This window comes from Wolbachia endosymbiont (group A) of Ancistrocerus nigricornis (assembly GCF_947250785.1).
Lineage (GTDB): Bacteria > Pseudomonadota > Alphaproteobacteria > Rickettsiales > Anaplasmataceae > Wolbachia > Wolbachia pipientis.
The window spans coordinates 836,651-858,043 of record NZ_OX366348.1 but is presented as its reverse complement, the minus strand read 5'-3'; the positions used below and the strand labels follow the sequence as shown (position 1 = coordinate 858,043).

Here is a 21,393-nt window from a genome sequence, read left to right as displayed (position 1 = left end):
GTGCTATGCTTTAACAATAAGCTAGTATATAAATATGGGGCTGTAAATCAAAAATTTTAGCAATCTAAAGAAATTTTACTATTACCTTCTATATTGAATTCTCTACGAAGATCAGCAGACAAGTTTATGCTTTCCCAAGAAAATCCACCGTCACTTTCTGACTCTTTACCAAAATGTCCATAACAGGCTGTACGTTTATATATAGGATGATTAAGCGATAAATGCTTGATTATGCCTTTTGTTGATAAATCTATATTATTCTCGATAAACTTTTTAATTACTCTTTCCTCTACCTTATTCGCACCAAATGTATCAATATAGAATGAAGTAGGTTTTGATACACCAATTGCATAAGAAAGCTGCACAAGACAACGTTCAGCCAAACCTGCAAAGACAATATTTTTAGCAAGATATCTTGCCATATAAGCCGCAGATCTATCAACTTTGGTTGCATCTTTTCCGGAAAACGCTCCTCCACCGTGTGGAATATAACCTCCATAAGTATCAACCATAATTTTTCGTCCGGTTAATCCACAATCACTAACCGGTCCACCAATAACAAATCTACCAGTTGGATTGACTAAGAGATTTTCCTCAGGACACATCCATCCTTCAGGTAAAGATGAAACTATGTAAGGGTAAATTATTTCTTTTACTTTTGATTGATCCAAATCCTCAGGGTGCTGTATTGAGACAATAATACTTTCAGCACGTACCGGGAGGTTATTCTCATATGCCAAAGTGATTTGTGACTTTGCATCTGGACCAAGTTTTGCTTCTTTAACTGCGCTCATGATATTTTTCAGAATCGAGTGTGCATAAAAAATGGGTGCCGGCATAAGGTTTTCTGTCTCTGTTGTTGCATAGCCATACATTATGCCCTGATCTCCAGCACCTTGATCCAACCCTATTGCAATGTCATTTGATTGCTCATGCAGCAATATATTTACTTTCACTTTTCTCCAGTGGAACCCATCGTGCTTGTAACCAATATCTTTTATTGTATTCCGTACAATACTTTCAATCCTGCTATTTTTGATGTTAGGCCCAAACACTTCCCCAGCTATAATAACGTTATCTTTGGTGACTAAAGTCTCTATTGCAGCTCGCGCAAAAGGATCAGTAAAAAGGTACTCATCAAGTATTGCATCTGAAATTTGATCTGCTACTTTATCTGGATGACCAGCCGCCACTGATTCACTGGTTACTAAATTTTTATATAAACTCATGTTTTTGCTTATACAATATCAAAACCGCTATAGAAAACACAGTTAGTAACTACTAAATGGTGGGTCTGGGAAGAGTTGAACCTCCGACCTCACGCTTATCAGGCGTGCGCTCTAACCACCTGAGCTACAGACCCATGATTTATTCAAGCTGAAGCTTTCATATTATCTGTAGGCACGATATCAATAAAAGTCTTTTTATTTGCTGATCTTCTAAAGCTGACCCAGCCTTCTATTTTAGCAAAAATCGTATGATCTTTACCTATACCAACATTCTTCCCAGGATGGAATTTTGTGCCTCTTTGGCGCACAATTATGTTACCAGGAATAACCTTCCCATTCTTCTTTATTCCTAACCTACGACCCGCTGAATCTCTACCATTACAGGAACTACCACCTGATTTTTTAGTTGCCATATCTTACCTCTTACTTTTGAAGACTAATTTCATTTATACGAAGAACAGTTATATACTGCCTATGACCAGTTTTCCTACGGTAATTTTTTCTTCTTTTCTTCTTAAAGATTATAATTTTTTCCCCCCTGCACTGCTCCAACACTTCAGCTTTAACAGTAGCATTAGATGAATAAGATAAGCCATTATTTGAAATACAAATCACCTTATTGATTTCCACCTCTTTTTTTTCTTCAGCTTCTAACTTCTCTACCTTTATTATACTACCTTCTTTTACTAAATATTGCTTTCCACCAGTCTCAATTACTGCAAACATGATAAATATAAATTATTGTTATTAACTTTAATCGTAAACGATGTCATATACGCTGTCAATATAAATAAAAAGCATGACTTAACGTTCTTTTTGAGCTACTAAAATACTTCTATCTGTTTTCATCTTTTATCTACCTTTTCTCAGACAGTAGACTTCTTGCATAACCTAAGCAGAAAAAAGGCAAATAGTTATTATAGCTCTAAGTTTACCGACACCGTCATGCAAGTAGCCCCTTCTCCTGTCATCCGAGTAGCTTGACACTGGTTCCTTTATGACGATGTCATCCAAGTGTCAGCTACTCGGATGACAAAAAAAGGAGCACTAGGATGACATCATCCTTTTTTGGGATTCCAGTGTCACGCACTGGGATGACAGCAGTCCTACGTCATACCGCCGCGAACCGTCATACCGCGATTCATTCGCGGTATCTCAGCAATAGATCCCGCTAACAAGCAGCGGGATGACGATTGTCGTTTAGCCATAAACATTAAGGAATTTACCAAATGAAAAAAAAGGCAAAAGAAACCCTAGTCATTGTCTATTTTCAGTATTGGCGTTTTTTAAGTCTTAAACACTGCAATTTAGCTGCTTTTAATTGCAACTAACCTACGCTGCAAATGTTTAAGAAATTTACTAAGCAGAAAAAAAGACAAAGGACCCTCGAGTTAGCTAGTCTTTTACTATCTCTGTCGAGTATTGGCATTTTTTGATGTCTTGTAACGCTTTATAAGCGCGTTCAGCTTATTTAGATAAAAATCTAGATGTAGATGAAGTTTTGTAAAGACATACAGTATCTATATACTGCAAAAAATTAAACATAAGACGCCGATACATTAAGTAATCCTTACATTTTAATCTGCAGATTGGCGAAAGCAAATACAATAGCTTCACTGTTATGATAAGGGGGCTGGCGGAGTTTGTCAAGGAAGTTTTTTTGTTTCTATTCCCAATAAAAGTTTGTTATATGGTTATGCAAGAAGTCTAATATTAAAAATGACACAACAACATAATTAAATTAGACTACTTTATTCTCTTAGTTACTTGCTTTTCTCTTGCTATTGCAAGGCTTTTTTCTGGTACATCCTCAACTATAACACTACCTGCTGCAATTACAGATTCATCATGAATATTAAGCGGCGCAATTAGTGAGCTATTGGCGCCAACAAAGCAATTGCTCCCTATATTCGTTTCATGTTTATTTTTCCCATCATAATTACAAACAATAGTGCCTGCTCCTATATTACTCTCCTGCCCTACTTTAGCATTTCCTATATAACTTAAGTGTTTTATTCTAGTGTTTTGACCAACTTCACTTGTTTTCACTTCCACAAAATTTCCTATTTTTGCCTTATTACCAATTGTTGTGTTTCCGCGTATTCTGGTAAATGGACCGACCTCAGCATTACTTTTAATTAAGCAGTTTTCTAAATGCGAAAATGGCAGTATTTTCGCACCAGACTCTATTTTCACTCCAGTACCGAAAAAAACATATGGGTAAATAACTGAATCTCTGGCAATTTGCGTATCAAGAGAAAAGAAAACAGTCTCTGGTGCAACAAGCGTTACTCCGGAGTCGGTAAAAATTTTTCTTTTATTTTCTTGAAAGTAAAACTCAGCTTTTATAAGGTCATTTCTGTTATTTATTCCCGTTGCTTCTTCTCCACCGGTAATAACGTAACCGACATTTAAATTACTCTTCACTGCAATGGAAACTATATCGGTCAAATAATATTCATGAGTTGAGCTATTGCACTCTATTTTCTCCACCAATTCACGTAAATTCTTTGCATATGCAACCATTATTCCAGCATTGGCAAGAAACTCTTCATGATTATTTTTATCACTCTTTGCTTCTACGATTTCTCTTAAGGAACCATTCTCAATGATTAACCTACCATATTCTTTATTGCTTGCCCTAAAACCTAGGCAAACTAGAGCCTTGCCTTCTAAATAACTAATCATTTTAGTTATTGTGCTGCTTTTTATGAGCGGAGTATCCCCATACTGCACAACAACTATGCTTGAATCTGGCAATTCTCTTAGGTTTCTCATCGCAGTTTTGACCGCATCTCCCGTGCCAAGTGTTAATTCTTGTGTAATTAACTGTATATCCTTAAAACACTTTAGTCTTTCAATTAAAGGCTGATCAACTACAACAGCAATATTTTCAGGATTTAACTGTTTTGCATTGTAAATGACATGCTGGAGCATGGAAAAACTGCCTATTTTGTGTAGGACCTTAGGCAAATCTGAATTCATCCGCCTGCCATGCCCTGCAGCAAGTATAACGAACGTATGAGTTTTACTTATCACTTATCTTAAAGATGAAAAATGAAAACCGTAATGATCAAGCCAGCTGATTTTGTTGTCATAAAAGCTCCTCAAGTCGCTAATTTGATATTTTAGCATTGCAAGCCTTTCTATACCAATGCCAAACGCAAAACCGTTGTATTTAGTATGGTCTATTCCAACATTTTGAAATACATTTGGATGCGTCATACCGCATCCCAGTACTTCTATCCATTTACTACCTTTATAACTTATGTCCACTTCCGCAGAAGGCTCGGTAAAAGGGAAAAAACTATTACGAAAACGTATCTTCAGCCCTTTATCGCCAAAGAACTTATTAAGGAAGTGATGAATAGTAAATTTTAACTGGCCCATATTGACATTCTCATCGACATATAACCCCTCTATTTGATGGAACATAGGGGTGTGAGTTGCATCAAAGTCGTTTCTGTATACTCTACCTGCGGCTACTATTTTAATTGGGAATTTTTTTGTTTTTTCCATGGTTCTAATCTGTACAGATGAGGTGTGAGTGCGCAGTACCATTCTTTTATCATCTATTTTATTCCTTAAGTAGAAGGTATCTTGCTCCTCTCGTGCAGGATGATGACTTGGAGTATTCAGTGCATCAAATACATGAAATTCATCTTCAATGTCAGGGCCATCAACTGCCTTAAAACCCATATGTGCAAAAATAAGCTTTACTTCATTTAGAACCTTACTGAGTGGATGGACCTTGCCAATTTTTTCTGGCCTCGCAGGCAACGTGATATCAACTGCCTCGTTCTGCAATTTAAAGTTAACTTCTTCGGCTTTTAGTATATTCTCCTTATTCATTATAAGCTGATCTAGCTTATTACGTAAAACGTTGATAACTTCGCCTAAATTGCGCTTTTTTCCTGCGTCTTCTATCTCTTTTAAGTTGTCAAAATAAGCTTTAATTACACCCTTTTTTCCCAAATATGATAGCCTAACTTTTTCTAAATCTTGTAAAGAAGAAGCATTCTCAATTTCGGAAACTGCTTTATCTTCAAGTGAAAGTATGTCATCTAATAACTCTTTATTCATCTTAAAAACGCTGGCTTAAACTTTCATTATAGTGAAATTTTAAATATCATCAACAATCCGAAAAATTGCCCTATTCTGATTATTAATTTATTGACTGATTAATCTTTTTTATTTACCTTTGCGTTGATGAATTTGCTGTATCAACTATGCACAACAGTAATACTGAAACTAAGAATAAGTATAAAATAGAGGATTTACCTAAGCTCTTTAAGGAAAAATCCAGAAACATAAGTAAAGCATTTTCTAGCGAAACAATTAAGATCAGTACTATTCGCTCGAGAAGTATTGAAAGTAATATACAAGAATTTTCATTTGAGCTAACAGCAACAGATAAAGACACCTTTAATATAAGATTATTTCGAATAAACTCTTTAATTAATTTTTTCAAAATCTGCCTTTCCCGGGAAAAAAATTTTACAGCCAACATAAAAGTGCCCAAAGAAAGCAGTGAACTATATAATAACTACTGTAAAACTAACAGTTATAAAACTGTAGAAGAATTCGTAAATAGTGCTCCGCCTCAAATCCTTCTGCAGGGCACAACGATAACGCTACAAACAGACGTTGAAAACATTAACCTGGACAACTTGTACCAAATCGAGTTATTTCTAAATGAAAAGCTACAACATGCAGAAAAAACTGAAAATGAAGACAAAAAAGAACAGAGTGAAACTAACCAAAAAAATGCACAAAATAAACAAATCGTACCAGTTACAGGCTCATTTGGCTTCGATGTAACAAATAATGGAAAACAAGTTACACGTGTTTCGATAGTAGTTGCTGCAATGCATGAAAACGTTTTCTGGTTTAGATCTTTTTTCTGTCTACCCAATTTTTTTAATACGTCACAATTCTTTTCCCAACAATTGCCAAAATTTTCTATACAGAGCAACAATATACCATTTGGTGTTATTCCAGCGTTTGACCAGGAAAAAAGAAACATGGATCCAAGTAGTCAAGCTACTCGGATGACAGGGGGTAGTATAGAAAATCCAATACCTCAAGAAGCAGAACAGAATGTAGGTCAAACTACTTCGCACACAGAGTATTTTAAGGCTAACAGAAAAAAGAAGTCAAAAAAGCAGACCAAAGAACTATCAGAGAAAGAAAAACCATTAGCCATAAAACAAGCACAAAATGATGCTAGAGTAGCTATGATAGATAACCAAATTGAGCACAGGGGGAAAAAACTCGATAAAATATTTATTGAAGTGATGAGTGGATACAAAAATCAAGATCCAGAAACATTTTGCAATATTTTCAGCTCAGTATTCAATATTGTTTACTTTCAAGATAAACAATTACATGCAATATTAGAGCCAGGCGAGATATCAGAAGTATTACAGATACTCGAAAGGCCACAACCTCTTAGTAACTCACTTTTAGGTAAAGAATATTTACAAAAACAAGTATATAGAAAAAAAGAGCAATTGCTTAAATTAGTTTCAGGTGTTTATATACAACAACCTTCTCCACAACATGAAAATACTCCTCATAAATCTACAAACCCTTTACCAATTAAAGATCTTTCACCAGCAACAAATGAAGCTAAAACTCTACCACCTACTAACATTACACTCAAATCATCATTAAAAACTGTATTTTCCTCAAAAAAGGCTTATTTTTGTCTATTTATAATAGTAGCATCTGCATCAACACTTTGCTTATGGCATTTTCCGTTAGGAAAAGTGTCAATGTTAAAAGGATTAGTGCCACCAGAAAAAAGAGAAAGTATTGGGCTAGCATTGAACATAGGGTTACCAATATTAACTGCATTATGTGTTCTGAGTTTGGCTTATTTCATATATTCTGAATATTCTATAGAATCTATTGAACAAGTAAGTGAAAACGATCCCCTTTCTCGCGCCTATAGCTAGTGCAGGCTCAGTTTTCCTACGTCATACCGTCACGGTATCTCTAGATCCCGCTAACACGTAGCGGGATGACGAATTTGTCGTTTTTTAAATTGTCGGTAAACCAGAATTACTTTAACTATAACAAAATAGAAATAAGTTGTTGTAAAAAATTTTTCATGGTAAAATTATTTATTTTCACCATATGTTTAAAGGAATTATCACGGATATCGGGACTATAACTGATACTACCACTCACTCCAACTCTGATCAAATTTTCCATATCAAGACACAAAATTTATCCTCTATAAATAAAGGAGATTCAATAGCTTGCTCTGGTGTGTGTTTAACTGTTGTTGATATAATGAGCGATACATTTACAGTCCAAGCATCTCAAGAAACTATGAAGGTTGCTAACTTAAATACGTGGAGAATAGGAAAAAAAATAAATCTCGAACAAGCAATGAGATTAAGCGATAAGATCGATGGCCACCTGGTTCAGGGTCATGTTGATGGGATAGTAAAATTTTTAACAATTAATCAAAATTTAGATTCTCATGAAATCAAACTATCGTGCCCACAAGAATTAATTAAATTTGTTGCAAAAAAAAGCTCCGTTACACTAGATGGGGTTTCCCTCACAGTGAATTCAGTTATTAATCAGGAATTTACAGTAAATATCACTCCCTATACATGGGAAAATACAACTTTTCAGTACAACAAAGTAAATGATTATTTGAATTTAGAAATTGACATGATCGCTAGGTATTTAGATCAATTGATGCAGCATAAATACAATTAATTTTACAACCTTGTTATTTACAACTATTATATCTTGAAAACCATATAGATATAAAACATGCTTTTCGATAGCCTAATTATCTTCATTGTTGTTCTATGCGTAATAATCTCGGTAACTAGAGGCTTTATAAAAGAGCTATGCGCACTAATGTTTCTATTTTTATCGGTCTTTCTGACAGCTAATCACTATGATTTTTTCGCTCCAAATTATAGTAAATATTTTGATTCTAAAGTTACACTAAACATACTTTCTACAATCTCTGTATTTATTATACTTAATCTTATATTCATGATAATAAATAACTGGCTAATGTACATATTATCACCCATAAGGTTGGGGTTTATCGATAGAGTTACTGGAATCTTTCTCGGAGTGCTTAAAGGAATATTGCTCTCTTATGTATTATTTTTTGCTGTGCACTTATATTGCTACACAGTATATGACAAAAAAGAGGGAGAGTATAAAATAGAAGCAGAAGACATATTGCCTAATTGGATAATAAATTCACACTCTTATCAGGCTTTATTTGTGACAGCAGAAGAAGTAATTGACATGTATGTACCAGAGTCGTTGATACTAAAAATAAAAGAGATCGGTGGAGAAATGGTTGATCAAGAAAAACCTAAAAACAATAAAAAAGAAGAGTAAATATTTATTTATAAATATTTTCATTGGGAGTATTCAAAAAGCCATATGTGTCAGGTTAAGAGCACAGAATTTTTTACTGGAAATATTAATTTTGTTTTAGCAATAAATCAACTTAAGGTCATAATATCTTGACATTTATTTAATGTTGCTATATAATAGCTATGTACATTTTGTGTACTATAGCAATAAAATTACCTTGTAATAGGTGTATTGGACCCGAGGGCAGTACTCGGCGCCTCCACCATGTTTTTTAATTATACGGGGGCGATTAAGGATCGACATGCATAGTAAAGATGGTAGCTTTGCTCGGTTAGACACCACCGCTAAGAGTTCATAATTTAAATGCAAACGATAATTTTGCTGCTGAAGAATATCGTGTTGCTGCTTAATTTAGCACAACCGGTTTATTACTAAAGCACGGTTTAGGGAACGCCGGGTAACAGAAGTTCCCCAAAATTTACGTATGTGAAAGTTATATGGAGCAAACAGATTACAAAAAACTGCTTAATTCTGCTAAGTTTCAAGTTATCAAAAAGACTTTAGATGTTATATCAGGTAATGGTTTTATCCCTCACTTAGAAATATTATTTTTCACATATTTTAATGGTGTGACCATGCCAGATCGTTTGAAAAAGTCATACCCTACTCAAATGCTTATTATATTACAGCATCAATTCTATGATTTAAAAGTTTCTGAGGATAAATTTAGCGTCAGTTTGAGTTTTCAAGGAAAACAAGAGCGAATTACTATACCGTTTTTTGCTATTAGTGAGTTTCGTGATAAAATTTCAGGAGATGTTTTAATATTTGACAAAATCAGTATCGACTCTGATAAAGAATACAAAAGTGAAAAATGTACTGAAAAACTATCAAACGGTAGTATTATATCCATAGATCAACTGCGTGATGAGTAACTGCTCATCTTTATAAACAAAAAATATTAATAGAAAAAAGTGGTCTAACTTAAGTAATAGAATAGAGGGTAGATAAATATGCTAAATTTTTAATTATTTATTAACACAGGTGGCAAAATTTTTCTTACGTATCATCAACTTTCTTTATTGAAAAATTAAAAAAAATGTTGTATACTTGTTACAGTAGTAGAGTTCGGTAAAACATATGGCAAATTCAGGCATTAACATAGCTCTTAGCGAAGAAACTTTAAAGCATCTTGCTGAATTATCTGAATTTACTAAACAGCCCGTTCAAGAATTAGCAGGAAAACTATTTAGAGAAGCAGTTGAGCTTGAAATGGAGGATTTTTTAGTATCTAAAATTTCTGATGAGCGTGATGTTGAAGGTGCAGAAACAGTTGATTTTGAAGATATTAAGTGGGATTAGAGCGTTACAAGGTTAAGTCTCTAAAGAGTGTTGTTGAAAAAGATTTACCAAACCTTCCAAAGATAATAAGGCTAAGAGTTCAAAAGGCTATAAAAGAACGTCTTACAGTTGACCCAATAAATTTTGGTGAACCACTACATCATAACTTAAAAGGATGTAGAAGGCTAAGAGTTAGTGACTATCGTGTAATTTACAGAGTAAATCAATTAGATCATATAGTAACTATCACAGAGATAGGACATAGAGATGATATTTATAAGAAATAAATATCAACATTAATATATATTATACACCCCTCCTTCCTTGTCCATTCTCTACTTTAGGTGGCTTTGCGCAGCTCAAAAAATGAAGTTTTTTTTGGTTCAGCAAAAACAACATTTTGAGTTTGAAAAGGCTAAATACTTGTCTTTTATATAACTTTCGTGTAATAGATATGTATGCATCCAATCATATATCTACTCAATACGTTACTTGATCTTTATAGCTTCATTCTAATATGTTGGGTTGTCCTAAACTGGCTGGTTAAACTTAATATGGTGAACATATATAATGAAACTGTCAGTAGCATAATGCACATCTTGAACCAATTGACATATCCACCACTAAAGATTATTAGAAGATATATACCACCGTTCAACGGATTAGATTTATCTATAATGATATTGCTAATAACAGTTCACTTTGTAAAATATACAGTAGCTTACTACTTTAGGTAGATGTTAAAAAAATATCTAAAATCAGCAATATATCTATCCCTTTTAATATATATATATATATCAGTTTTTAGCTATAACTATAAAGATCCTTCCTTAAACACGGCTACAAATGAGGAAGTGACAAATTTAGGTGGAATAGTAGGTTCATATTTAGCTGATATATTGGTTCAATTTCTTGGATTAACTAGTGTTACAATAGCTACAACCATAGTTTACTTGTTGATCTTCAGGTCAGCAAAAATACTGCTGAAAATTCTCTATTTAATATTAATCAATTTAGGGGTATGTGCTATATTACCACAACTTTCGCTAGGCATCACAGCAAGGTACAGACACAGTGGAATAATAGGGAATGCACTCGTTAATAACTGCCCGTTTTATGTATTTGTGATAGTAACATTAATAGGTCTTGTAGGATCTGTTGGTTGGAAGAGAGCAATTTACTCTCTATTCTTCTTATGTAAAAAAATAGCTTGCTTATTTGTAAATGTTCCATTCTTCAGATCACATAAAACTACTGAGTATTCAATTGCACCATTAGTAGTAGAAGAAAAACATAAAACTAAAATCACTACTAAACAACAACCAAAAGAAAGACAGAAAAAAGCCACCAAAGAAATTTTCAGTGAGTTCGAATTTCCAAGCATTCATTTACTTTCCAAAGCAGAGGAGTCTTTGCAGAGAAAACAGCTGAATGAAATGGAGAGCAATAAAAATTTATCTCTGCTGGAACAAGTCCTGAGTGATTTTGGCGTGCAAGGAAAAATTATCAGTGTATGCTATGGGCCGGTTGTGACTTTATACAAACTTGAACCACAAGCTGGTACGAAATCTGCAAGAGTAATTGGCCTTGCAGATGACATTGCACGTTCGATGAGTGCACTCTCTGCACGTATTTCAATAATTCGTGGGCAAAATGCTATGGGAATAGAGTTGCCGAACAAGGAACGGGAAATTGTAATGCTGCGTGATTTGCTTGAATCACCAGAATACCAAAATGCAAACTTAAATCTTCCAATTGCGCTTGGCAAAGAAATAAGTGGAAAACCAGTTATTGCAGATCTAACTAAAATGCCTCACTTGCTCGTTGCTGGAACCACAGGGTCTGGTAAATCAGTTGCGATTAACACTATGATTCTTTCACTCGTTTATCGATTAAGTCCTGACGAATGCAAGATGATAATGATCGACCCCAAAATGCTTGAGCTTTCAATATATGATGCAATACCACATCTAATAACGCCAGTAGTAACAGAGCCAAAAAAGGCTGTAGTCGCTCTTAAGTGGATCGTGAAAGAAATGGAAAACCGCTATCGCATGATGTCGTATTTGAATGTACGCAATGTTATAAACTATAATCAAAAAATCACAGAAGCGATGAATAGTGGAATAGAATTGGAGCGCGTTGTGCAGATTGGCTTTAACTCAACAACAGGCAAACCTCTGTTTGAAAAAATACCAATCAAGATGGAAACATTTCCATATATTGTAGTGATCGTGGATGAAATGGCAGATTTGATGCTTGTTGCCGGCAAAGAAATAGAGTGCTCTATTCAACGCTTAGCTCAGATGGCTCGTGCTGCAGGAATACACATCATAATGGCAACACAACGCCCATCTGTGGATGTGATCACAGGTGTGATAAAGGCGAACTTTCCAACGAGAATCAGTTTTGCTGTTACTTCTAAGATAGATAGCCGTACAATACTTGGCGAACAAGGGGCTGAACAATTGCTCGGCATGGGTGACATGCTCTATATGGCCTCTGGTGGTAAGATCATTCGAGTTCACGGCCCATTTGTAAGTGATAATGAGGTGCAAGATATAGTTGATCATCTGAAAATGCAAGGTGAGCCAAACTACATGGAGGAAATCACTAAAGAAGATGAAAATTCTTCTACAGAGTCACACGATGAAACGGAGGATGAAGAAAATGACCTCTATAACCAAGCAGTGGCCATCATTCAAAGAGATCAAAAAGTTTCAACCAGTTACATTCAAAGGCAGCTTAGAATAGGCTATAACAGAGCAGCAAACATCGTTGAAAGAATGGAAAAGGAAGGTATTGTCAGCGCTCCAAATTACTCAGGGAAAAGAGAGATATTGGTTGAATAACAATCTTGTAATACCTTAATTTAAGTTTCCGCACTTTCAAAAAGCAAGTCAAACAAAATTATTAAAAGGTCAATACATAATGACAGTTAATTTAATAATAATTTAAACATTTGGAATGTAAAATTATAATATATTAATTAGCTAGGAGGTTAAAAATGTCTTTGTGGGAACGTATTATGTATAATTTTAAGGGTCTTGATAAGTTAGCAATAGAAGAATTGCAAAAAAGAGTGGGAGAACTAGAGAAGGTATCAGGGAACTTCGCAGGTTTGGAACAAGAAGTAATCAAACTGTCGGGTGAATTCACGGGAAATTTTAAAGAGCTATTAGGTAAATTCGACGGTTTGAACGATAAATTCGATGGTTTGCAAGAAAAGCTTACAGGCTTGCAAGAAAACTTCACAGGTTTAGAAGAAAAAGTGAAAACACTTACAGAAGCAGTAGCAGATCAAGAAAAAATAATGGCAACTTGTATCATAGTCAGTGCTGTTGCCGCAATAGCGGTCGCTTCTTTTGTTGCATTCTGTATCTATCAGGGAGTTAAGCTTGATAAAGAGAAGAAAAACGACTTATCTAAAGATACGCCAGACGCAAAACTTAGTAATGTAGATACTACCGATGGTACTGAAAAACTACAGAATAACTTAAAAGTTGCAAACATATAGCTGCATAACACTTTTCTTGAAAAGGTGTTACGCAACTTGTAACACCTTACTCTTCTCTTAGTCTGCGTAGGTTTTTTTGATAGCAAACATATCACTTTTTAGAAAAATATTTGTATTGTAAAGTTAGTAAAGATTCTGGTTTACTTAAAGTTTGTTAATTGCTATCTTTTAAAACACGATATTTACTATAGCACCATATGCTTAGGGTTTTTTCTAAAATTTTATTTATATTAATGTTTTTGGTTTCTAGCTTTTTTACTGTGCATAGTGCTGAAGCTAAATCTAAGCTCAGTAAGAGATACATACCTCCTGGTAACCCTGGTGGTGCAAACTTTCATACAGATGAGGATTTTGCTGAGTCATATAAACTGTATGAGAAGCGTAGGGAATTGCTCAAGAAAAAAAAATTACAAGATCGAGCTATAAATAAAGAAGATCTAATCAAAAAATTAAAAGAGAAAAAAATTGCTAGTCTTGATAATGAGCCAAATGACATGGAAGCTTGCATAGTCGACGATGAAGAGAGCACTATGATAAATCAGCATGGTATTAATATCGCACGTTTAAGGGGTGCTGTATTTATAGATCAAGAGTCAGTTTTCCAGTATGAAAATAAGCAGCATGAAAGTGAACAACAAGAAGAGAAGAAAGTTACTTCAACACGAGAAAAGAAAGTTTCTCCTATAAATGTCACTATAAAAGAAACTCCATCAAGAAGAACGTGCTCACATGATTCTATTGCTAATTTGGATAACGTAGATGCTTATAGTTTGAATGGTTCAAGTTCATTTGGCAGTGTAGCTGACACAGTAAAATAGTATCACAATATTGGCCATTAATAATATGCTAGATAAAGACCTGATATTGAATGATAATACATATGAATTATCGCAGATTTCCAGGCACAAAACTCATGTTGTAGAAGTTGGAAAAGTAAAGATAGGCGGAAATAATCCTGTAGTTGTACAATCTATGGCGCTTGGCGTGCATATAGATGCTGATAATATAAAAAGTAGCGCAAAACATTATGCAAAAGAGATAACAGAACTAGCGCGTACAGGTTCAGAATTGGTGCGAATTGCCTTGAACTCAGAGGAGGTAGCAAGAGCAATACCTTATATAGTAGAAGAGATAAATAAAGAAGGTTTTGACGGTAAAATATTGGTAGGCTGCGGTCAATATGAGCTAGATAAATTAGTTCAAGATTATCCAGACAACATCAAAATGCTGGGTAAAATTAGAATCAATCCAGGCAATATAGGCTTTGGCGACAAACGTGATGAGAAGTTTGAAAGGGTGATAGAGTATTCAATAATGCACGATCTTCCGGTTAGAATTGGGGTAAATTGGGGTAGTCTTGATAAATACCTTTTGCAAAAATTGATGGATGAAAACTCTTCGCTTAGTAATTCAAGGCCTTCTGATGTTATACTGCGCAAAGCACTTGTAATGTCTGCTCTTGATAGTGCAAAAAAAGCTGAAGAAATTGGTCTAAATTCAAACAAAATAATCATTTCATGTAAAGTTAGCAAAGTACAAGATTTAATTTTAGTTTATATGGCACTTGCAAAATCTTCCAATTATGCGCTGCATTTGGGTTTAACTGAGGCTGGTATGGGCAATAAAGGTGTGGTAAATACCGCAGCAGGGCTTACTTATTTATTGCAAAATGGCATTGGAGATACAATACGGGCTTCTTTGACTCAACGTCCTGGTGAATCGCGTACTAATGAAGTGGTGGTGTGTCAGGAAATATTGCAGTCTATAGGCTTGCGACACTTTAACCCTCAGGTTAATTCATGTCCTGGTTGTGGGCGCACGAGTAGCGATCGTTTTCGTATATTAACTGAAGAGGTGAATGGCTATATAAAAACTCATATGCCGATGTGGAAGAAAAAAAATCCAGGTGTAGAGCATATGAACATTGCTGTTATGGGATGCATAGTAAATGGTCCTGGAGAAAGCAAACACGCAAATTTGGGAATCAGCTTACCTGGATATGGAGAAAAACCTGTTTCAGCAGTCTACAAAAACGGCAAATATTTCAAAACTTTACAAGGTGATAATGTCTCTGAAGAATTTAAGGCAATTATTGATAATTATGTGAAGAAGCATTACACGTAACCTTTCACGGTTAATTAATAGATAAATCGCAAATAAAAAAGAAAATTAAACCTTGTTTTTCTTTTTTCGTTGGGAATGTTCAAAAAAGTGTGTCAAACCGAAAAAAAAGTAATAAATTGATATAAAAAAAATGGAGGTTTGACTGACCTTACCCAGAAAAAGTGGAGAGAAAGTTTGGAATGTTTTTCACAAAGAGAATGATGAATCAAAATGCTCAGGAATGCAATAGTTAATAGTGACGTTGTTTGTTATAAAAAATTTCTATATATTCAAATATAGCAGTTTTGATATGCTGTTTAGAGTGCCGAGAGGTGTCTATTGGTAACTCCCTTTTTAGAGAACTGAAGAAGCTTTCCACAACAGAATTGTCGTAACAACAACCTTTATAACTCATCTATGTTTTTTATGGATAAGAGATATTGATAACCTTGCGAAGTATATTGTGAACCTTGATCACTATGTAATAGTAGATTTTTGGCAGGTTTACGCTTGTTAACGGCCATTAATAAAGAGTCCATAACCAATTGTTTATTTATTGAACTGCTCATTGACCAGCCAACTACCATGCGTGAATATAGATCGATTATTGTTGCCAAATATAGCCATCCTTCTTTGGTTTTTATATAAGTAATCCCATACTTTATTTGGTTGATCGACAATAAAGTTTTGGTCTAATATATTGGGAGCTACGACTCTACTGTCCGTTTGTTGTTTCTTAATTTTAAATTTTCTTCTCAATATAGCCTGAATACCATTTTTCTGCATAATACTTTGCACTGTTTTTAAGTTGCAACTTTTACCCAAAGCCTTCAATTCAGCATGAATTTTAGGAGCTCCATATCTACATTTAGAAACTTGATATATTTTTTGAATAGCTGCGAGTAGCTCTTTATTTGCTGATTCTCTACTGCTTATTTTTCTTGTGGTCCACTTATAGTAGCCAATAGCAGAAAATCCTACATAATTCCTGTACTTTATAGCAGTTACTATGCTCTTTTATAAAAAAATATTTTACTCTTTTTGACTGGCCAGGGCTTTTTTTTAAATGTCTCTTTCCCTTGTTACTCTTGCTTTGTAAATCAAACCTCTCTTTGTCGTAAGGAGCCATGTTACCTCTACCTGGAAATGCATTTGCCGCTGACTTTTTTTCGTTATATTTCTTCATCCATTTTCCTAATACACTATCCCTTATTCCTAGATCTCTTGCTACTTTTGCAACTGGTTGACCTACCTTTCTTTGTTCATTTGCCAGCTTAACAGCTTCCAATTTGAATTCTGCCGTATATTCTCTTGCCATTTCTAATCCTCCAAAATTTTATTTTACCCAAAAAAACTCTTTTCTTTCTCTCCACTTTTTCTGGGTAAGGTCACTTGGCAACAGTTGCTCTACTTTCTCCTTCATCCAATGCTTCCATTGCTTCCATTGCTTTTTTCCTTAAGTCGTAACTATACGCTGCTGGCATACAAACCCCTCTACCATAAATCCATTCTTACCTTATTGGGATTATTATGAGAAGAGCTATAACTCTATGGGAGGGAAGCAAAATCTGGGATTCGGCCTTAATGGCATTAGCGTTGCATCAGCTTCACCCTCCCTGTGAGGTATTTTAGCTCTAATGCCTCACATCATAAAGATACAAGTGTCAAGCTACTTGGATGACAGGGGAGGGAGGCACTGGGATGACAGGAGAAGGTAGTGGGATGACACCCTGACAACCGTCATCCCGCTGCTTGTTAGCGGGATCTAGAGATACCGCGAATGAATCGCGGCATGACGTAGGACTGCTTTCATTCCAGTGCTTGACACTGGAATCCAGCCTTTCTGCAATCTCATCGAAAACGTTGTAACCACTTTCTATGCTAGTTTGCTTGTGAGCAACCTGGATTCCAGTGTCAAGCACTGGAATGACACCGTTATAAAGGAACCAGTGTCAGCTACTTGAATGACACAGTCTTTGCTTAAACCCGTAACGTTCGTACATTTTGCTAAAAGTTCAAATATCAACATCATGCACATTAAGTGCATTGCTATTAATAAAATCACGGCGTGGTTCAACTATATCACCCATTAATATTGAAAATATGGAATCAGCTTCTTCACAATCTTTTATTTCAACCTTTAATAAAGTTCTAGCCTCAGGATTTAACGTAGTATCCCATAGCTGATCAGCATTCATTTCACCAAGACCTTTAAATCTCTGCAGAGTTAAACCTTTTTTACCATAGTCCATTATTATTTTTGCAAGCGTACTTGGAGAAGTGATTCTTATTTCAGTTTCTTGTGACTTTAAAAATGAATCACCATTAAATAAATTACTTATACCATCAAGCAAACTTAATATGTTTTGCATATCTTTGCCTTCAAGCATACTAAGTGCAAATATATATTTGTCTGCCAATCCTTGAAACAATTTAGAGATATGAATTTCTTTTTCTTCATCTTTTATTTCCACTTCCCAAGTGTATTCGCTGTACATTAACTTCAAATACTTTAATATCTCATCAGCCGATGATAGAGCATTCTTTTTACTTAAAATTAGCAATGACTCTAAGAGATTTTGTGGTATTTCTCTATCATAATTTTTGCTAATATTAGAAGTGCTAACGCATTTATTCAAAATAAGGCGCAAGTTGTTAAATTCTGTAGCTGTACCACTTAGTGTTAATCTTTTAACTGCTGAGTTTATTATATACTCTTCAAAAGTTTCGTCATCTTTAATATAAGTGTCTTTGGCATTCTTTGTAACTTTATAGAGGGGTGGCTGTGCTATGTATAAGTAACCTTTTTCAATAACTTCACGCATATGTCTAAAAAAGAAAGTTAGAATCAAAGTTCTTATATGTGAACCATCAACATCTGCATCTGTCATGATGATAATTTTATGATATCTAGCTTTTTCAATATCGAAGTGTTCACTCCCTATTCCAGCACCAATTGCAGTAATTAAAGAGCCTATTTCTGCAGATGAAAAAATACGATCTAAACTTACACGTTCTACGTTTAGAATTTTTCCTCTTAAGGCAAGCACTGCTTGTGTTTTACGATTACGCCCCTGCTTTGCAGTACCACCTGCTGAATTACCCTCTACTATAAATAATTCCGATAACTCAGGAGCTTTTTCCTGACAATCAGCAAGCTTTCCTGGCAGAGTTGCAATATCAATATTGTTTTTGCTTTTAACTAGCTCGCGCGCTTTTCTTGCAGCTTCTCTTCCTTTTGCTGACCTGATTGCTCTTTCTACTATGCTTGCTGCCAATTTGGGATCAGTTTCAAGGATTGTGCTCAATTTATCAGAAACTATACTTTCTACAACTGCACGTGCTTCAGAACTAACTAGTTTATCTTTTGTTTGTGAAGAAAACTTAGGATCAGGCATCTTAAGAGATAAAACACAAGTTAAACCTTCTCTAACGTCCTCTCCAGTTAAATTTACTTTTGCTTTCTTTAAAAACCCTTCATTAGTTGCATAGGTATTGATACATCTAGTTAGTGCAGATCTAAATCCTGCCAAATGCGTACCACCATCTCGTTGCCGTATATTATTAGTGAAACACAACATATTCTCATAGTAGGAATCATTCCATTCCATCGATATTTCCAAGCTGGTGCCAAGATCTTCTGCATCTCCTTTCATACTGGCAATTTTAGTTACATGTGTCTTATTCTTATCTAAATACTGCACAAAATTTGCTGTACCAAAATTGTCTTTAGATTGATTGCTCTGATTGAAATGAGATTCTGTATATGGTTCATTGCGCAGATCACGTAAAGTAATGTCGATATTTGAATTTAAAAATGCTAATTCTCTTATACGACTTTCAAGCGTTGAGTAACTGAAATTAATGCCATTAAAAGTCTCTGTTGATGGCATGAACGTGACTTTAGTTCCTCTTTTGTTTGTATTTTCGTTGACTACCTTTAAAGGTTCAATAGACTCACCATCTTCAAAACGCATAAAGTGTTCTTTCTTATTGCGCCAAATAATTAATTCCAACCAGCTTGATAATGCATTCACAACTGAGATTCCAACACCATGTAATCCCCCAGAAACTTTATAGGTATTGCTGTCAAATTTACCACCAGCATGGAGTTGAGTCATTATTACCTCTGCTGCTGATATTCCTTCTTCTTCATGAATGTCAGTTGGAATGCCACGACCATTGTCGGTTACTGATACTGAACCATCTTTATTTATGCTAACTTCAATTTTATCACAATACCCAGCTAAAGATTCATCTATTGCGTTATCAACAACCTCATATACCATGTGGTGCAAGCCAGATCCATCGTCAGTGTCACCAATGTACATACCTGGACGTTTCCTTACAGCATCAAGACCCCTTAAGATTTTTATTGCATCGGCATTATAACTATTTTCCATGGTATTGCTTCGTTTATGAATGTTAATTAATATTACATTCATATATGCTGATTAGCAACATTTTTAAACTGATAACCCATATTAAAAGCACAACTTTACGAATGTTTATTTTTGAAGACAGCAAATAGTGTCATTCCAATGTGTCTTCCATAACTGTACGAACATTCATTTTTGAAGGTAAATTGCACAACAGATGATGTCATTCCAGTGCTTGACACTGGAATGGCTTTGTTGCATCGCTAGCTATGATGGATTAAAGATAAAAAAGATGGAGAATATCAGTAGCTTATTATTCTGGTATTTATAACAAGAACGGTCAGTGAATACCCAAATTTGAGTAAAAGAAATTTCACTACCACTCACTAATCCGGCTAAAATTCAAGAATTTCAATGCTTTAGCTATTTTCAATAGAATTAAATTTATTAATGTAAATAATAAATTACTATTCTTAAATTTGATCAGATTGATTGCAAAAAAACAAGATTTTCAATAGGTTACTTATAATCCTAACTATAGTTAGCCTTTCATAAGTAGCGATGCAACAAAGCCCACTGGAATCCAGAAATTTTGCTTATAACTGAGCTGATGAGCTAAAGGTAGTTGTCTTACGCTAAAACAAACGTTTTTAATTAAGTTGCATAGAAGCTGGATCCCAGTGTCTGGGCACTGGGATGACACCCCACTGGTGGGAATTGCTCCCAAACTACAACGTTCGTACAGTTGTGTGTGTCTTCCCATGGAGATTGCTCTCAAATCATAATGCTCATGCAGTTGCATGCTCGACTAATTAACAGAAAAATCTATAATTCAGTTTACGTATTTTCTTATCTCAGCCAAAATCTTATCAGATTGACTTTCGTCTGAATTTAAATCAGCTGCAAAGTGTGTAACATATTTTCCTCCAGGGCCAATAAGGTACATTATTGAAGAATGGTTGATTTCTTCTTCTCCACCAACTTTGCTAGCATATACTTTATACTTTGCAATTACTTCGTCTATTTTTTCTCTTTCACCAGTTAACATTTGTATTCTGTGGTCAAATTGCTGCTGAAATTCTTTAAGTCTTTCCGTGCTATCGCGCTCAGGATCGACTGTGATGAAGAATGTTTGTAGCTTGTTGTTAGTTTTCTCATCTAACTTTGCAAGTGTTTCTGAAATTATTCCAAGGTTCATAGGGCAAATTCTTTTGCATGAGGAAAACCCAAAGAAAATCATCATGTATTTATCTTTAAAATCACTACTGCGCAAGATCTGTCCGTCCTGATTAATTAAAGAAAAATCTCCGCCTATCTTAACTTCTGCGTTGTGAATCGCTGCTGGGGCAAATATGCCTTTTTTAGTGAAATAACAATAACCTAAAAAAACAACTGCTAATGCTGCTAGCACATTAGATAATAATCTTATAAACCTTACCATTAGAATGCTCTCAGTAAA

At 34.8% G+C, this 21,393-nt stretch carries 21 protein-coding genes, 1 tRNA gene, 1 other RNA gene and 1 pseudogene; 12 read left to right on the top strand and 12 right to left on the bottom strand.

The features are described from left to right. Window positions 1-56: 56 nt before the first annotated feature. The 6 genes from metK to pheS all read right to left on the bottom strand — a co-directional run bounded on the left by metK (window position 57) and on the right by pheS (window position 5,312). Window positions 57-1,229: a methionine adenosyltransferase gene (metK, locus tag OOK90_RS04325; protein ID WP_182282475.1), complete on the bottom strand. Its 1,173-nt coding sequence runs from the start codon at window positions 1,227-1,229 to the stop codon at window positions 57-59. A 57-nt stretch (window positions 1,230-1,286) separates the two neighbouring features. Beyond that, window positions 1,287-1,363 (bottom strand) — tRNA-Ile (locus tag OOK90_RS04320). A 9-nt stretch (window positions 1,364-1,372) separates the two neighbouring features. Then, window positions 1,373-1,642, bottom strand: a complete 270-nt coding sequence (rpmA, locus tag OOK90_RS04315) for a 50S ribosomal protein L27 (RefSeq protein ID WP_006279564.1) — start codon at window positions 1,640-1,642, stop codon at window positions 1,373-1,375. Between the two features lie 10 nt (window positions 1,643-1,652). Continuing rightward, entirely contained in the window at window positions 1,653-1,955 is a 303-nt protein-coding gene (rplU, locus tag OOK90_RS04310; RefSeq protein WP_006279565.1) for a 50S ribosomal protein L21, read from the bottom strand. Between the two features lie 1,020 nt (window positions 1,956-2,975). After that, window positions 2,976-4,268, bottom strand: a complete 1,293-nt coding sequence (glmU, locus tag OOK90_RS04305; RefSeq protein WP_264705776.1) for a bifunctional UDP-N-acetylglucosamine diphosphorylase/glucosamine-1-phosphate N-acetyltransferase GlmU — start codon at window positions 4,266-4,268, stop codon at window positions 2,976-2,978. After that, window positions 4,269-5,312 (bottom strand): phenylalanine--tRNA ligase subunit alpha, encoded by a 1,044-nt coding sequence (gene pheS / locus OOK90_RS04300; protein ID WP_264705775.1) that lies wholly within the window; start codon window positions 5,310-5,312, stop codon window positions 4,269-4,271. Between the two features lie 146 nt (window positions 5,313-5,458). Between pheS and OOK90_RS04295 the strand changes: the two genes are divergently transcribed. From OOK90_RS04295 to ispG, 12 genes are all read left to right on the top strand, one after another. Next, window positions 5,459-7,189, top strand: a complete 1,731-nt coding sequence (locus OOK90_RS04295; RefSeq protein WP_138264796.1) for a hypothetical protein — start codon at window positions 5,459-5,461, stop codon at window positions 7,187-7,189. 181 nt (window positions 7,190-7,370) lie between these two features. Continuing rightward, window positions 7,371-7,967, top strand: a complete 597-nt coding sequence (locus tag OOK90_RS04290) for a riboflavin synthase (protein ID WP_010082169.1) — start codon at window positions 7,371-7,373, stop codon at window positions 7,965-7,967. Window positions 7,968-8,024: 57 nt separating this feature from the next. After that, complete coding sequence (locus OOK90_RS04285; protein WP_010962383.1) at window positions 8,025-8,615, top strand: CvpA family protein; 591 nt, start codon at window positions 8,025-8,027, stop codon at window positions 8,613-8,615. A 124-nt stretch (window positions 8,616-8,739) separates the two neighbouring features. Then, window positions 8,740-9,070, top strand: a transfer-messenger RNA (tmRNA) gene (gene ssrA, locus OOK90_RS04280). Between the two features lie 21 nt (window positions 9,071-9,091). Next, complete coding sequence (locus tag OOK90_RS04275; protein WP_006279412.1) at window positions 9,092-9,529, top strand: ClpXP protease specificity-enhancing factor SspB; 438 nt, start codon at window positions 9,092-9,094, stop codon at window positions 9,527-9,529. Window positions 9,530-9,734: 205 nt separating this feature from the next. Next, window positions 9,735-9,956, top strand: a complete 222-nt coding sequence (locus tag OOK90_RS04270) for a hypothetical protein (protein WP_006279415.1) — start codon at window positions 9,735-9,737, stop codon at window positions 9,954-9,956. Further along, window positions 9,947-10,222: a type II toxin-antitoxin system RelE family toxin gene (locus OOK90_RS04265; protein ID WP_209472686.1), complete on the top strand. Its 276-nt coding sequence runs from the start codon at window positions 9,947-9,949 to the stop codon at window positions 10,220-10,222. The genes OOK90_RS04270 and OOK90_RS04265 overlap by 10 nt, the downstream gene beginning before the upstream one ends. A gap of 171 nt (window positions 10,223-10,393) precedes the next feature. Beyond that, window positions 10,394-10,672 (top strand): YggT family protein, encoded by a 279-nt coding sequence (locus tag OOK90_RS04260; protein ID WP_264705774.1) that lies wholly within the window; start codon window positions 10,394-10,396, stop codon window positions 10,670-10,672. After that, entirely contained in the window at window positions 10,673-12,787 is a 2,115-nt protein-coding gene (locus tag OOK90_RS04255) for an FtsK/SpoIIIE family DNA translocase (RefSeq protein WP_264329772.1), read from the top strand. Between the two features lie 155 nt (window positions 12,788-12,942). Further along, window positions 12,943-13,452, top strand: coding sequence for a hypothetical protein (locus OOK90_RS04250; RefSeq protein WP_209472690.1), 510 nt, complete (start codon window positions 12,943-12,945; stop codon window positions 13,450-13,452). 197 nt (window positions 13,453-13,649) lie between these two features. Continuing rightward, the gene (locus OOK90_RS04245; RefSeq protein ID WP_070356736.1) at window positions 13,650-14,270 is read left to right on the top strand and encodes a TRP75-related protein; all 621 of its coding nucleotides are present in this window, start codon (window positions 13,650-13,652) and stop codon (window positions 14,268-14,270) included. 25 nt (window positions 14,271-14,295) lie between these two features. Beyond that, window positions 14,296-15,576, top strand: coding sequence for a flavodoxin-dependent (E)-4-hydroxy-3-methylbut-2-enyl-diphosphate synthase (gene ispG / locus OOK90_RS04240; protein ID WP_264705773.1), 1,281 nt, complete (start codon window positions 14,296-14,298; stop codon window positions 15,574-15,576). A 186-nt stretch (window positions 15,577-15,762) separates the two neighbouring features. Here ispG and OOK90_RS06755 read toward each other — a convergent pair. The 6 genes and pseudogenes from OOK90_RS06755 to OOK90_RS04195 form a co-directional block, all read right to left on the bottom strand. Beyond that, window positions 15,763-16,873 (bottom strand): annotated as a pseudogene (locus OOK90_RS06755) (IS3 family transposase). Window positions 16,874-17,219: 346 nt separating this feature from the next. Next, window positions 17,220-17,477 (bottom strand): hypothetical protein, encoded by a 258-nt coding sequence (locus OOK90_RS04215; protein WP_010962372.1) that lies wholly within the window; start codon window positions 17,475-17,477, stop codon window positions 17,220-17,222. A gap of 93 nt (window positions 17,478-17,570) precedes the next feature. Continuing rightward, window positions 17,571-19,958: a DNA topoisomerase (ATP-hydrolyzing) subunit B gene (gene gyrB / locus OOK90_RS04210; protein ID WP_264705771.1), complete on the bottom strand. Its 2,388-nt coding sequence runs from the start codon at window positions 19,956-19,958 to the stop codon at window positions 17,571-17,573. A 95-nt stretch (window positions 19,959-20,053) separates the two neighbouring features. Next, window positions 20,054-20,176: a hypothetical protein gene (locus OOK90_RS04205; RefSeq protein ID WP_010962370.1), complete on the bottom strand. Its 123-nt coding sequence runs from the start codon at window positions 20,174-20,176 to the stop codon at window positions 20,054-20,056. A 299-nt stretch (window positions 20,177-20,475) separates the two neighbouring features. Continuing rightward, window positions 20,476-20,736, bottom strand: coding sequence for a hypothetical protein (locus OOK90_RS04200; RefSeq protein ID WP_010962369.1), 261 nt, complete (start codon window positions 20,734-20,736; stop codon window positions 20,476-20,478). 30 nt (window positions 20,737-20,766) lie between these two features. Next, window positions 20,767-21,375 carry an SCO family protein gene (locus OOK90_RS04195; protein WP_010962368.1) on the bottom strand — a complete coding sequence of 203 codons (609 nt, stop codon included), beginning with the start codon at window positions 21,373-21,375 and terminating at the stop codon, window positions 20,767-20,769. Between the last annotated feature and the right edge of the window lie 18 nt (window positions 21,376-21,393).